Genomic DNA, 12544 nt, shown 5'->3' with positions numbered 1-12544 from the left:
GGGCCGGGCCCGGGCGGGGCGGGCCGTCGTGGATCACAGTGGGCGGGGTGTGCGCGGGCTGCTGGCCGGGGGCGGGGCTAACGTGAGGGCGTGGCGCTCTCCCTTGCGATCTCGCCCTGCCCCAACGACACGTTCGTCTTCGACGCCCTCGTGCACGGGCGGGTGCCCGGTGCGCCGCCGGTCGAGGTGACGTACGCCGACGTGGACGTCACCAACACGGCGGCCGAGCGGGGCGCGTTCGACCTGGTGAAGGTCAGCTACGCGGCGCTGCCCTGGCTGCTCGACGACTACCACCTGCTGCCCTGCGGGGGCGCGCTCGGTCGCGGGTGCGGGCCGCTGGTTCTCACCAGGGGTGACCGCGCCGACCTGACCGGCGCCACGGTGGCGGTGCCCGGTGATCGGACGACCGCGTACCTGCTGTTCCGGCTCTGGTCAGCCGGGCAGGCACCGGCCCGGATCGAGGTGGTGCCGTTCCACGAGATCATGCCGGGCGTCGCGGCTGGTCGCTACGACGCTGGGCTGGTCATCCACGAGGCGCGGTTCACCTACCATCGGCACGGCCTGACCGCGCTCGTCGACCTCGGCGAGTGGTGGGAGGCCGACACAGGGCTGCCCATCCCTCTCGGCGCGATCCTGGCCCGGCGCGGCGCCGTGGACCCGGTGGAAGCGGCCGGATGGATTCGCGAGTCCGTCCGGCAGGCCTGGGCGGATCCGGCGGCCAGCCGGGAGTACGTGCTCGCGCACGCCCAGGAGATGGAACTCGACGTGGTGGACCGGCACATCGGCCTCTACGTCAACGAGTTCACCGCCGACCTGGGCGAGGCCGGCTTCGCCGCGGTGACGGCGCTCCTCGACCGCGCCGCCACCGCCGGCCTGGTGCCTCAGACCTCCAGCTCGCGCGCCACCGCGTGGACCAGCTGAGCGATCTTCTGCGCCGTCTTCTTGTCCGGGTAACGGCCCCGGCGCAGGTCCGGCTGGACCTTCGCCTCCAGCACCTTGATCATGTCCTCGACGAGACCGTGCAGCTCCTCGGCCGGCCGACGTCGCAGCTCCGCCATCGACGGCGGTGCGTCCAGCAGCTTTACGCCCATGGCCTGCGCGCCCCGGCGGCTGTCCACCACGCTGAAGTCGACCCGCTGACCACCCTTGAGGTCGGTGACGCCCGCCGGCAGAGCACCCTTGGGCAGAAACACGTCGCCGCCCTCGTCACTGGTGACGAAGCCGTATCCCTTGGCCGTGTCGTACCACTTCACTCGACCCGTAGGCACCTGAAAACCCCTGCTTCACTTGAGCCGCTACTGCTCCCAGGCTAGCTGGATCATGCCGTCGAGCGCCGCTGGGAATCCGGTGAGATCGTCCAGCACCACGCTCGCCCCCGCCGCACGCAGCTCATCCGGGGAGCACGGCCCGGTCGCGACAGCGATTCCCGGCACCCCCGCCACACCCGCCGCCACCATGTCCGCCACGTGGTCACCGACGTAGTGGGTCGCGCCGTGCTCGCGCAGCGCGGTCGCCTTCTGCTCGGCGAACAGGTCACCGGCCAGCTCGTCCACCACGAGGCCGAGGTGATCCAGGTGCAACCGGGCCAGTCGGCCAATCTTGGACGTGACGACGAGCACCCTCCCGCCCCGGGCACGGATCGCGTCGATCGCCTCCCGCGCCCCGGGCAGCGGCACCGTCGGTGTGATGGCGTACGCCGGATACAGCTCCCGGTACACCAGCACGGCCGCCTCGACCTGCTCCGGCGGGAACCAGTGCGCGATCTCGGTGCGCAGCGGCGGGCCGAGCCGGGACACGGCCAGGTCAGCGTCCACCGGTACGCCCGTCCTGGCGGTCAGCGCGCGATAGGCCGCGGCGATGCCGGGCCGGGAGTCAACCAGGGTCATGTCGAGATCGAATCCGACGGTCAGCGCGCGCATGTCGAGAAACCTACCGGGCGACCGCCTACCGGCCGGACGTCCGAGGGGCGCGACAGCCCCACCCCGGGCTAGCGTGGAAAGACGATGACCACCTCACTCGCCGACCACCTGCGGTCGCTGCCCGACGAGTCGCTGGCCGCGCTCCTCCAGCTCCGGCCGGACCTCGTCGTGCCCGTGCCGGCCGACGTCTCCGCCCTGGCCATCCGCGCCCAGTCCCGGGTCTCGGTGGCCCGGGCCCTGGACGGGCTGGACCAGTTCACCCTCGGAATCCTCGACGCCGCCCGGCTCACCCGGCACCCGGACGAGGGCACCACGGCCACCGACGCCGTGCTCGCCATGGCGACCACCGGGCCGCACCCGCCGGCGCCGACGGCCGTCCGCGCCGCCGTCAACCGGCTGAGGGCGCTCTTCCTGCTGTACGGCCCCGAACACGCCCTGCACGTCGTGCCGGCCGTCGACGAGGTCTCCCCGTACCCCGCCGGCCTCGGCCGACCCGCCGCGGAGCTGGACCCGCGCACGGCCGCGCTCTGCGCGGACCCGGCGAAACTGCGCCGGACGCTGCTCGCCGCACCCCCGTCGGCCCGGGCGATCCTGGACCGGTTGGCGGCCGGGCCACCCGTGGGCAGCGTGCCCCCGGGCGCGTTGCAGGCACCGCCGATCGGCGCGCAAGACGCTGTCCTCGCCGACCCGACCAACGGTGGTGCGCCGACCGGCTCGCCGGTGCGCTGGCTGGTGGACAACCGGTTGCTGGTCAGCGTCTCGGCCGGCTCGTCGACGGCCAGCGGCACGGTCGAGCTGCCCCGCGAGGTGGGGCTCCTGCTGCGCCGCGACAGTGGTCCACTCGGGCCGCTGCGCACCAGCCCGCCGCCGGTGGCCACCGCACCCCGCGAGCCCAAGGCGGTCGACTCGGCCGGCGCCGGGCAGACGATGGAGGTGGTCCGGCACACCGAGGGGCTCTTGGAGCAGCTCGCCGCCGAACCCGCACCGGTGCTGCGCTCCGGCGGCATCGGCGTCCGGGACCTGCGCCGGCTGGCGCGCACCGCCGGCCTGGACGAGCCGACCACCGCGCTGCTGCTGGAGGTGGCGTACGCGGCGGGGCTCGCCGGTGAGCTGGAGATGCCCGGTTCGACCACCGGCCGGTACGGGGCGGATCAGCAGGTGCTGCCGACCGGCGGGTACGAGGTGTGGCGGGCCGCCTCGCTGGCCCAACGGTGGGAGCACCTGGCCCACGCCTGGCTGACGATGACCCGGCAGGTCGGCCTGGTCGGTAGGCGTGACGACCGGGACCGGCCGATCACCGCGCTGTCCGCCGAAGCCGAGCGGGCCGGTGCTCCGGCCACCCGGCGAGCGGTGCTCGGTGTGCTCGCCGACCTGGAGCCGGCGACCGCGCCCACCGCCGAGGAGGTGCAGGCCCTGCTGGACTGGCGGGCGCCGCGGCGCAGCCGGGGTCGGGAGGCCGCCCACCGGGAGGTGCTGGCCGAGGCGGCGCAGCTCGGCGTGACCGGCCTGGGGGCGCTCACCTCGTACGGGCGGTTGTTGCTGGGCGAGCTGACGTCGGCCGACGAGCCGGGCGGCGACCCACTGGGGTTGCACGTGGACGCGGAGAGCGGCGATCCGTCCAGTGCCGCGCGGGCGTTGGACGCGCTGCTGCCCGCCCCGGTCGATCACTTCCTGGTGCAGGCCGACCTGACCGTGGTGGTGCCGGGGCCGCCCGAGCCGGCGCTGGCCGCCGAGTTGGAGGCGACCACCGAACCCGAGTCGGCCGGTGGGGCGAGTGTGCACCGGGTCACCACGGCGAGCGTGCGGAGGGCGCTGGACGCCGGTTACACGGCCGACGACCTGCACGAACTGTTCCGGCGACGGTCGCGTACCCCGGTGCCGCAGGGGCTCAGCTACCTGGTGGACGACGTGGCCCGTAAGCACGGTGGGCTGCGGGTCGGGTCGGCCGGGGCGTACCTGCGCAGCGACGACGAGGCGCTGCTCACCGAGGTGCTGGCCGACCGGCGGTTGGAGTCGTTGACGCTGCGGCGGCTGGCGCCGACGGTGCTGAGCACGCCGTACCAGGTCAGCCGGCTGCTGGGCGCACTGCGGGACGCCGGGTACGCGCCGGTGCAGGAGGACGGCACGGGCGGAACGATGTTGTCCCGACCCCGGATCCGGCGTGCGCCGGCACGGGTCGCGGTGACCACCAGGACGCTCGATCCGCTGGCCGCCCCGAAGCTGCCGATGCCCCGGCTGCTCGGGGTGGTGGAGCACATCCGGCGGGGCGACGCTGCGGCGCGGGCGGCCCGCCGGGCGCCTGCCGTCGTCCGGGGCGGGGCGGCAGGGCTGGGCGGTGGCCCGGTGCCCGCGCACACGCACAGCGAGGCACTTGCCGTGCTCCAGCAGGCGGTCCGCGACAAGGCGCTGGTCTGGGTCGGGTACGTCGACGCACACGGGGCGACCGCGTCCCGGCTGGTCAAGCCGGTGTCGATCGGCGCCGGCTACCTGCGGGCCGAGGACGAGCGGACCGAGATGCTGCACACCTTCGCGCTGCACCGGATCACGGCGGCGGTGCTGGCGGACTGAACAGGGCTCAGCCGCCGCTGGTGTGCCAGCTCAGCGGCGGCTGCGCCGAAAGGTGCCGACCACCGAGACGGCCAGCAACAGGGCGAAGCCGGCGCCGGCGGACTCACCGACCGAGTCGACGAAGCCCTGCCGCAGCACCAGCCAGCCGAAGAGGAACCACCCGACGAGGAGCGCCGCGGCGAGGGCGTACGCGACCACTGTCGCGCGGGACACCTCGTCGGGTGGCGCGTGTTCATGCTCTGCGATCACGTCACGGTCGACCGTCATGCCCAGCCTCCCCGCCCGGTGCGGCCCTGGACTCCCAAGAGTGTCACTCCCGGGACGGCTGTGACAGGGGATAAACCCCGAGTCGGGCGGGATGTTCAGGTGCCGGGGCGGCGGCCGATCAGCACCACCCGGGTGCCGACCTTGCCCAGCTCCCACATCCGGACGGCGTCGGCGTGCAGCAGGTTGACGCAGCCGTGCGAGCCGATCGACTTGTCGTGCAGGTAGGTAGTGGTCTCGTGGAACCCCATGCCCTGGGTGAAGTGCTGCCAGTACGGCAGCCACACCTCGTACGGGTTGGACCACTCCTTTGGATTGCGGTAGTTGACGGTGTAGGTGCCGGACGGGGTGCGGTAGCCGGACATGCCGGTGCGCGTCACCGTCGGCGCCATGATCACCTTGCCGCCCCGGACCGCCCACACGGTCTGCCGGGTCAGGTCCACGCAGAAGGTGGTGCCGGTGCCGGCCTTGCAGCTCTTCGTGTCGGTGGTGGCGAGTCGCTGGGCCACGTCCAGGGTGGTCGGTCCGGCGCGTCCCTCGACGGGGCGAATGCCGTACCTCTTCTGGAACTTCTTGATGGCGGCGCAGTCGGCGGCGGACTGCCGACCGTCGACCGTGACGGCCCCGAACCCGCCCAGCCGGGCGAGGTACGTCTCCACGGCTCGCTGGTGCTGGCCCTGCGGGCAACCGGCGACTGTCGGCGTACCGGTGCTCGGGGTTGGGGTCGGGGTCGGGGTCGACGCCGTGCGGGTCGGCTTCGGCGTGGGTTTCCGGGAGGGTTTCGGGGTGGGCGCGGCCGGCGTGGGCCGGCCGCGCTGGCCCGGCCCGGACGTGCCGCTCGCCCCCGTTGCCTGTTCCGCCGCACCGACCGGGGCGGCTCCCCCGCCACCACTCCCACCGGACTGCGGATCGAACGTGCACGCGCCGGCACCGACCAGCACGACCACCGCCAGGGCAACCAGCCGGGAAGTGCTCCGGACACGCCTCATGGCACCTCCCCTGGACAGTCGTCCCTTTCCTAGACGTTCGTGAGTGCCGTCCTGGTTGCACCCGGTGCTCATCTTTCTTTCGACGTTCTCCGCCGTGCAACACTGGATGGTCGGCCAGCGGCGGGTATGCGACCCGTTCCGGCCGGACGGCCAACCGAGGAGAGGACGCTGGCGTGAGTGGTGGACCCCTGATCGTGCAGTCGGACAAGACCCTGCTGCTGGAGATCGACCACCCCGACGCGCAGGCCTGCCGGATGGCGATCGCGCCGTTCGCGGAGCTGGAACGCTCGCCGGAGCACGTGCACACCTACCGCCTGACCCCGCTGGGTCTGTGGAACGCCCGCGCCGCGGGGCACGACGCCGAGGGTGTCGTCGACTCGCTGATCAAGTACTCCCGCTACCCGGTGCCGCACGCCCTGCTGGTGGACGTGGCCGAGACGATGGACCGGTACGGCCGGCTCCAGCTCGCCAACGACCCGGCGCACGGGCTGGTGCTGCGCGCGCTCGACCGGCTGGTGCTGATCGAGGTGGCCAAGAGCAAGAAGCTCGCCGGGATGCTCGGCGACAAGATCGACGACGACACGATCCGGGTCCACCCGTCCGAGCGGGGCCGGCTCAAGCAGGCGCTGCTCAAGCTGGGCTGGCCGGCGGAGGACCTGGCCGGTTACGTCGACGGTGAGGCGCACCCGATCGAGCTGGCCGAGGCCGGCAAGGACGGGCGCAAGCCGTGGACGCTGCGGTCGTACCAGCGGGAGGCCGTCGAGGCGTTCTGGGCCGGCGGGTCGGGCGTGGTGGTGCTGCCGTGTGGGGCCGGCAAGACCCTGGTCGGGGCGGCGGCGATGGCCGAGGCGAAGGCGACCACGCTGATCCTCGTCACCAACACCGTCGCCGGCCGGCAGTGGAAGCGGGAGCTGATCGCCCGCACGTCGCTGACCGAGGAGGAGATCGGCGAGTACTCCGGCGAGCGCAAGGAGATCCGCCCGGTCACCATCGCCACGTACCAGGTGCTCACCTCGCGGCGCGGTGGCGCGTTCACCCACCTGGACCTGTTCGGCGCCCGCGACTGGGGCCTGGTCGTCTACGACGAGGTGCACCTGCTGCCCGCGCCGATCTTCCGGTTCACCGCGGACCTCCAGGCCCGCCGCCGGCTGGGTCTCACTGCCACTCTGGTACGCGAGGACGGCCGCGAGGGCGACGTGTTCAGCCTGATCGGCCCGAAGCGGTACGACGCGCCGTGGAAGGACATCGAGTCGCAGGGCTGGATCGCCCCGGCCGAGTGCGTCGAGGTCCGGGTGACCCTGACCGACGCGGAGCGGATGTCGTACGCGACGGCGGAGGCCGAGGAGCGGTACCGGATGGCGGCGACCGCCCGTACCAAGCTGCCGGTGGTCAAGGCGCTCGTCGACCGGCACCCGGAGGACCAGGTCCTGGTGATCGGCGCGTACATCGACCAGTTGCACCAGATCGGCGAGTACCTCGACGCGCCGATCGTGCAGGGTTCGACCACGAACAAGGAGCGGGAGCGGCTGTTCGACGCGTTCCGCACCGGGGAGATCCGCACGCTGGTGATCTCGAAGGTCGGCAACTTCTCCATCGACCTGCCCGAGGCGGCGGTGGCGATCCAGGTGTCCGGCACGTTCGGGTCGCGCCAGGAGGAGGCGCAGCGGCTGGGTCGGGTGCTCCGCCCGAAGGCCGACGGCCGGCAGGCGCACTTCTACACGGTGGTCTCCCGGGACACGATCGACACCGAGTACGCGGCGCACCGCCAGCGCTTCCTGGCTGAGCAGGGGTACGCGTACACGATCGTCGACGCCGACGACGTCCTCGGCCCGAAGCTGCCGACTGTCGACTGAACGCGGGCGGCGGCGGTAAGCCGGGGCGGGTTTCAGGGTCGGGCCGGCGGGTCGGCGTCGAGCAGTCCGGTCAGCAGGATCCGCAGGGTCGTGTCGAAGAGATCGCGCTCGGCGGGCAGCCGCGCGGGTCGACTGAACGCCGCGGCGAGGTGCGGGTAGGCCGCGACGTCCACCTCGGCGAAGCTGACCGAGCGGGAGCTGGCCTCGCTGCGGGCGAAGAGGCTCACCACGCCGGTCATCATGCCGATGGCCTCGAACTTGGCAGTCACCGCGCTGTCGACCGGCTCCAGAACCCCCAGGCAGGCGTCGAACCAGGCCAGGCTCTCCGGGCCGGGCGCGGACATCCGGTTGATCGTGTCGAGCAGCCAAGGGTGGTGCCGGAAGAGCGCCCGTTGCCGGCCGGCCAGCAGGAGCATGCCGTCGAGCCAGTCGGCGTTCGGCTCCGGGTACGGCCGTAGTTCGCCGACGACCCGGTCGGTCATCAGGTCCAGCAGGTCGTCGCGGGACGACAGGTGGCGGTAGAGCGCGCCGGCGCTGGCACCCAGCGCGGTGGCGACGGCGCGCATCGACACCGCCGCGATTCCCTCGGCGTCAGCCAGGGCGATGGCGGCGGTGACGATGGCGCCCCGGTTGTGGGTCGGGGTGGGGCCGCGGCTGCCGCGTACGGGCCGGGCCCAGATCGACTGCCGGTCGGCGCCGCCCGGGTCGGAATTCGTAGGTGCGTCGCTCACCGATCCACTGTAAACTGCGTACAGTGTTCGCAGTTTCATCCATCGGGGGTGGGCACGCATGGAACGGATCACGGCACACGACGGCGCGTCGATCGTGCTGCACTCGACAGGAGCCGGACCGGGCATCGTTGTGGTGCACGGCGGCGGGATCACCATCGACGTCTACCGGCGGCTCGCCCAACGGCTGGCCGACCGCTTCACGGTGCACCTCTACAACCGGCGAGGGCGGGCGGACGCCGCCCCCCGCGCTCAGCCGTACACCTTCGACCAGGACATCGACGACCTCGCCGCGGTGCTGAAGCACACCGGCACCCGCAACGTCATCGGGCAGAGTTCCGGCGGTTTCATCGCCCTGCAGGCCGCGGTGCGGCTGCCGATCGACCGGCTCGCGCTCTACGACATCGCGATCGACATCGACGGGGGCTTCCCCACGGCATGGCTCGACGAGGCACGACAGGCGGCGCGCGACGGTGACATCGCCCGCGCGATGGCCATCACCGACGCCGGCATCAACACCCACAACCCGGCCACCAGACTTCCGCTGCGGGTCCGCGTCGCGCTGGTCCGGGCGTTCCTGCGTACGCCGATCGGCCGGACGATGGCCGACCTGCTGCCGATGACCCTCGACGAGACGAACCAGATCCGACTGCGCGGCGGCCCGGCCGAGGCGTGGTCGGGGGTGAGCGCGGACGTGCTGCTGGCCTACGGGGCCGCGGGGCCGCCCTACTACGCCGACCTCAACGGGAAGCTGGCTCGCGCCCTCCCACGAGCGAGGGTCCTGCCGATCCCGCGCAGCGGCCACGACGGCCTGAACCGGGCGCCGAGCAGGATCATCGAGCCGATCGCAGCATTCTTCGGGGCCCCGGTGAGCCCGGAGCGGGCAAACCAGCTCTGAGCCCCCCGGCACCAACCAACCCACCCGGTCGACGGCCCTGCCAGCCGTGCGCGGCGACGCTCAGCGAGAGAAGCGGTTCACCAGCACCGCCAGTCGCCGGTCATGGTCGGCGCGGCGGAGCCGGCCGCTGCGCATCAGCGTGACCAGACCGTGCAGGCCACTCCAGAACGTCTCGGTGACCGCCTCCAGGTCGTCGTCACCGGCGATCGGACGCACCGCGTCGGCCAGCTCGGCGAACCCCCGGGCCAGGTCGGTCGGAACGTCCTGGCTGGCGAACGGCAGGTCCACGGCGAGGGTGAACATCGCGTCGTAGAGGGCGGGCCGCTGTTCGGCGAAGGTGGTGTACGCCTCGGCGACGTCGGCGATCGCCTGCCGGGGGTCGGCGGCCGAGGTTCGGGCCGCGGCCAGGGCGGTGGCCAGCTCGGCGAAGCCCTCGACGGCGACCGCCGCCATGATGGCGTCCTTGCCCTTGAAGTGGCTGTAGAGGACGGGCTGGCTGTATTCGATCTCAGCGGCGAGCCTCCGGGTGGTCACCGCGTCCCAGCCCTCGGCCAGGGCCAGGTCGCGGGCGGCGGCGACGATGGCCCGTTCCCGTTCCGCCCGCTCGCGCTCCCGGCGCGTCTGAGTCGACATGACAAAACCCTAGCACTGCTAGCGTTGCTGTCGTCGCTCTGCTAGCGTCGCTCTTACATCTAGCGGCGCTAGCAATTGGAGCGGATCATGTTGTCACCCCTCGCCTACGGACTCGCAGTCGTGCTCAGCCTCTTCGTCGCCTTCATCGGTGCGCGGTTCCTGCTGGTGCCGCAGGCCGCAGCCGCCGGGTACGGCGTGCCGGCCCGGCCGGACGGCGATCCGGCCTACCTGACGGTCAAAGGGCTCAAGGACCTCACCTTCGGGCTCATCGGACTCGCCCTGATCGCCTTCACCACTGCCGAGGCGGTCGCGTGGTTCATGCTGATCGTCGCGCTCGTCCCGCTGGGCGACACCCTCATCGTGCTGCGCAACGGCGGAACGAAGGCCGTGGCCTTCGGCATCCACTTCGCGACGGCCGCGGTAGTCCTCCTCGACGCCGCCCTGCTGTTCGCCCTGTAACCAACCCCCACCCTTCCCGGGGTTGATCAAGAGGTTTGCGTCACCGACGGGCCGATCGGTGACGCAAACCTCTTGATCACCGCAGCCGGGGCCGGGGCCGGGCCGGGCCGGGGGCCGGAGGTCAGGAGGTGGGGGGTGGGCAGCGGTCGGGGAGGTGGACCTCGCCGGGGCGCAGGTCGAAGCTGTCCATCGTGAACCACTCGTCGAGTTCCGGGTCGAAGAGGTTCTGCAGGCCGAACTGCAACACCTGCCACCACCGGGTCGAGTCGTGCTGGTCGACGTAGATGTCGCCGAGCGCGAGCGGGAACCGGAAGAACTCCCCCGGCACTGTGGAACCCCCGACCACGCCCACCCGCCAGTGGTCCACGTGCCGGTCCTTCTCTCCCTGCAGGATCTCCGGGCCGACATAGCGGGCGGTCTTCAGCTTGTCGTTGAAGATCTGCCGGTTGAAGAACCCCGGCACCTTGCTGCACGGACGCGGCGGGAACAGCGGGATGTTGGGCCACTTGTAGGTCAGCGTGTAGAGGGTGTTCTCGTAGATCAGGTTCGTGAACCAGATCGGGTGCTCCGGTCCGCCGGCGACCATCTGGCTGTTGCCGTCGCGGCCCTGCCAGGTGAACGGGACGTCGATGCCGAGGTCCCGCACGATGTACCGGCCGGTGCCGTGGAAGTCCGCCGGCAGCAGCGGCGGCCGCGGCTCGCGCGTGTCAGGGGCCGTAGGACCGTCCGCCCGGGCCGCGCGGGGCAGCGGCGCCGCCGCCGGACCCGGCGCGACCACGCCGAGGGCGAACAGCCCGCCGGCAACGGCCGACACCACCATCCGATGGGTACGCCTCGAAGCCATCTGCCCTCCGCCGGTGTGCGAGGGCGGGAGCTTCGACAGCGGTCCCGCCTTCGGCGAAGCGTATGAGCAGGAAAAATGTGAAAGCCGGCGGAACCTTGCCGCTCCACCGGTCGGGTGACGCGCCCTGCTCCCAGCGCGCGCCTGGCCCAACCGCCGGCGCACGCGCCCGCCCAGAAATGATCAAGAGGTTTGCGTCACCGATCAGCTTTCCGGTGACGCAAACCTCTTGATCAACGCACTCAAGCCGCCCGGTGGTGGGAGGAACGCACAGGGGGCAGCGTCAGCCGGCGCCGCCGGCGCGGAACGCCACCCAGGCGTCGCTCATCCGGTCGGCCTGGCCGGCGGTGAACATGTCCATGCAGGAGTCCTGCGTGTAGTCCATGAAGTTGTGGATCGGGTCCAGCCCCGGTGCGGTGCAGGTGTCCGCGCCGATCGGGCAGTCGAACTGGGGTGCCGCCTCGCGCGGGGTGTCCGCGACGAAGTCGCCGGACGCGGAGCAGCCGTGCGCGAAGGTGTGCTCCAGCATCAGCCAGTGCCCGACCTCGTGCGTCAGCGTGTCACCGAGGGCGTACTTGCCGGCCGTGCCGCCCGGCATCGACTCGTCGAGCATCACCACGCCGTCAATGTAGTCGCGGCCGTTGTTGTAGCCCTTCGGGAAGTACGCCCAGCCGAGCAGGCCGCCGCCGATGTTGGCCGCGTACACGTTCAGCGTGCGGGAGTCGCCGGTGTAGAGCGCCTTCTTCATGTCGCGCTCGTTCTTGCCCGGCTCGACCGTGTACCAGGCGCTGTTCACCGTGTACGTGGTGTCGACGAGCGAGAACCGGAACGGCGTGTCGGAGGCGTTGGCTGCCGTACGGCCCGCGTACGAGTCGTTGAGCACCCTCATCTGTGCCGCGATCAGGGTGTTCCACCTGGTCGTCTCGGCGGCGGTGAGCGGGTGGTCGGAGACCATGTGGAAGACCGTCGGCACGGTGATGCTGCCGTTAGGCAGGCGCGGCGCGTCCTTGATCACGCCGTAGGCGTTGGCCTCGTTCTTGGAGTACAGCGCCGGCTCCTGTGCGGTGGCGCCCTCGGCGGCCCGCGCCGCGGTGCCCGGGTCGCACGCCGCAACACCCGGGGAGGCGGTCGCGGGGGCGGCCGTGGCGAGCGCCCCGGAGGCGCCGCCGGAGGCCAGGAACGTCGCAGCGGTGGCGGTGAGGACTGCCAGTCGGAAAATTGGTCTCCTGTGCATCGGTGCACCTCTCGGGGGATGGAGACGGCGCGGGGTCGTCATGACCTGCTCGACGACGTCGTCTCCGGGTATGAGACCACGTCCACGGCAGCAGCAAAAGACCTGCGTACGGCCCTGATGTGGGGTGTAACGGCAGGGGCACGACGGGCGCTGTTATC

At 72.0% G+C, this 12544-nt stretch carries 13 protein-coding genes; 5 read left to right on the top strand and 8 right to left on the bottom strand.

The genetic code is table 11. The annotated features are described in order from the left end of the window. Positions 1 to 90 precede the first annotated feature (90 nt). Positions 91 to 921 (top strand): 1,4-dihydroxy-6-naphthoate synthase, encoded by an 831-nt coding sequence (locus tag B0E54_RS15370; RefSeq protein WP_234584212.1) that lies wholly within the window; start codon positions 91 to 93, stop codon positions 919 to 921. Here the strand turns inward: B0E54_RS15370 and B0E54_RS15365 are convergent. Further along, on the bottom strand, positions 882 to 1268 hold the full coding sequence (locus tag B0E54_RS15365) for a cold-shock protein (protein WP_088986676.1): 387 nt from the start codon (positions 1266 to 1268) through the stop codon (positions 882 to 884). The two genes, B0E54_RS15370 and B0E54_RS15365, sit on opposite strands and share 40 nt — an antisense overlap. 27 nt (positions 1269 to 1295) lie before the next feature. Next, entirely contained in the window at positions 1296 to 1919 is a 624-nt protein-coding gene (locus B0E54_RS15360) for an HAD family hydrolase (RefSeq protein WP_234584211.1), read from the bottom strand. 84 nt (positions 1920 to 2003) lie between these two features. On the opposite strand from B0E54_RS15360, the gene B0E54_RS15355 reads away from it, so the two are divergent. Continuing rightward, positions 2004 to 4487 carry a helicase-associated domain-containing protein gene (locus B0E54_RS15355; RefSeq protein ID WP_234584210.1) on the top strand — a complete coding sequence of 828 codons (2484 nt, stop codon included), beginning with the start codon at positions 2004 to 2006 and terminating at the stop codon, positions 4485 to 4487. Positions 4488 to 4517: 30 nt separating this feature from the next. On the opposite strand, the gene B0E54_RS15350 is transcribed toward B0E54_RS15355, so the two are convergent. Next, positions 4518 to 4754 carry a hypothetical protein gene (locus B0E54_RS15350; protein WP_234584209.1) on the bottom strand — a complete coding sequence of 79 codons (237 nt, stop codon included), beginning with the start codon at positions 4752 to 4754 and terminating at the stop codon, positions 4518 to 4520. 95 nt (positions 4755 to 4849) lie between these two features. Beyond that, positions 4850 to 5740 (bottom strand): L,D-transpeptidase family protein, encoded by an 891-nt coding sequence (locus B0E54_RS15345; protein ID WP_234584208.1) that lies wholly within the window; start codon positions 5738 to 5740, stop codon positions 4850 to 4852. Positions 5741 to 5913: 173 nt separating this feature from the next. On the opposite strand from B0E54_RS15345, the gene B0E54_RS15340 reads away from it, so the two are divergent. After that, positions 5914 to 7593: a DNA repair helicase XPB gene (locus B0E54_RS15340; RefSeq protein ID WP_234584207.1), complete on the top strand. Its 1680-nt coding sequence runs from the start codon at positions 5914 to 5916 to the stop codon at positions 7591 to 7593. A gap of 32 nt (positions 7594 to 7625) precedes the next feature. On the opposite strand, the gene B0E54_RS15335 is transcribed toward B0E54_RS15340, so the two are convergent. Further along, positions 7626 to 8324, bottom strand: coding sequence for a TetR/AcrR family transcriptional regulator (locus B0E54_RS15335; RefSeq protein WP_234584206.1), 699 nt, complete (start codon positions 8322 to 8324; stop codon positions 7626 to 7628). A gap of 58 nt (positions 8325 to 8382) precedes the next feature. Here B0E54_RS15335 and B0E54_RS15330 point away from each other — a divergent pair, with 58 nt between their 5' ends. Continuing rightward, a complete protein-coding gene (locus B0E54_RS15330; RefSeq protein WP_234584205.1) occupies positions 8383 to 9219 on the top strand; it encodes an alpha/beta fold hydrolase in 837 nt (278 codons plus the stop codon). A gap of 60 nt (positions 9220 to 9279) precedes the next feature. Here B0E54_RS15330 and B0E54_RS15325 read toward each other — a convergent pair whose 3' ends face one another. Next, the gene (locus B0E54_RS15325) at positions 9280 to 9852 is read right to left on the bottom strand and encodes a TetR/AcrR family transcriptional regulator (RefSeq protein WP_234584204.1); all 573 of its coding nucleotides are present in this window, start codon (positions 9850 to 9852) and stop codon (positions 9280 to 9282) included. An 87-nt stretch (positions 9853 to 9939) separates the two neighbouring features. Here B0E54_RS15325 and B0E54_RS15320 point away from each other — a divergent pair, with 87 nt between their 5' ends. Continuing rightward, on the top strand, positions 9940 to 10311 hold the full coding sequence (locus B0E54_RS15320; protein WP_234584203.1) for a DUF4267 domain-containing protein: 372 nt from the start codon (positions 9940 to 9942) through the stop codon (positions 10309 to 10311). A gap of 121 nt (positions 10312 to 10432) precedes the next feature. On the opposite strand, the gene B0E54_RS15315 is transcribed toward B0E54_RS15320, so the two are convergent. Together B0E54_RS15315 and B0E54_RS15310 are read right to left on the bottom strand one after the other, a co-directional pair. Next, the gene (locus B0E54_RS15315) at positions 10433 to 11155 is read right to left on the bottom strand and encodes a hypothetical protein (RefSeq protein WP_234584202.1); all 723 of its coding nucleotides are present in this window, start codon (positions 11153 to 11155) and stop codon (positions 10433 to 10435) included. A 280-nt stretch (positions 11156 to 11435) separates the two neighbouring features. Continuing rightward, positions 11436 to 12386: a zinc metalloprotease gene (locus B0E54_RS15310; protein WP_234584201.1), complete on the bottom strand. Its 951-nt coding sequence runs from the start codon at positions 12384 to 12386 to the stop codon at positions 11436 to 11438. Between the last annotated feature and the right edge of the window lie 158 nt (positions 12387 to 12544).

Source organism: Micromonospora sp. MH99, from assembly GCF_021442385.1.
In the GTDB taxonomy this organism is placed as follows: domain Bacteria; phylum Actinomycetota; class Actinomycetes; order Mycobacteriales; family Micromonosporaceae; genus Micromonospora.
Note: the sequence above shows the minus strand (reverse complement) of the source record. Positions and strands in the feature narration are given on the sequence as shown.

Excerpts from the sequence above, each read along its gene's own strand:
- B0E54_RS15360 (WP_234584211.1), bottom strand. The coding sequence starts at position 1,919 with ATGCGCGCGCTGACCGTCGGATTCGATCTCGACATGACCCTGGTTGAC.
- B0E54_RS15355 (WP_234584210.1), top strand. The coding sequence starts at position 2,004 with ATGACCACCTCACTCGCCGACCACCTGCGGTCGCTGCCCGACGAGTCG.
- B0E54_RS15350 (WP_234584209.1), bottom strand. The coding sequence starts at position 4,754 with ATGACGGTCGACCGTGACGTGATCGCAGAGCATGAACACGCGCCACCC.
- B0E54_RS15345 (WP_234584208.1), bottom strand. The coding sequence starts at position 5,740 with ATGAGGCGTGTCCGGAGCACTTCCCGGCTGGTTGCCCTGGCGGTGGTC.
- B0E54_RS15330 (WP_234584205.1), top strand. The coding sequence starts at position 8,383 with ATGGAACGGATCACGGCACACGACGGCGCGTCGATCGTGCTGCACTCG.
- B0E54_RS15325 (WP_234584204.1), bottom strand. The coding sequence starts at position 9,852 with ATGTCGACTCAGACGCGCCGGGAGCGCGAGCGGGCGGAACGGGAACGG.
- B0E54_RS15320 (WP_234584203.1), top strand. The coding sequence starts at position 9,940 with ATGTTGTCACCCCTCGCCTACGGACTCGCAGTCGTGCTCAGCCTCTTC.
- B0E54_RS15315 (WP_234584202.1), bottom strand. The coding sequence starts at position 11,155 with ATGGCTTCGAGGCGTACCCATCGGATGGTGGTGTCGGCCGTTGCCGGC.
- B0E54_RS15310 (WP_234584201.1), bottom strand. The coding sequence starts at position 12,386 with ATGCACAGGAGACCAATTTTCCGACTGGCAGTCCTCACCGCCACCGCT.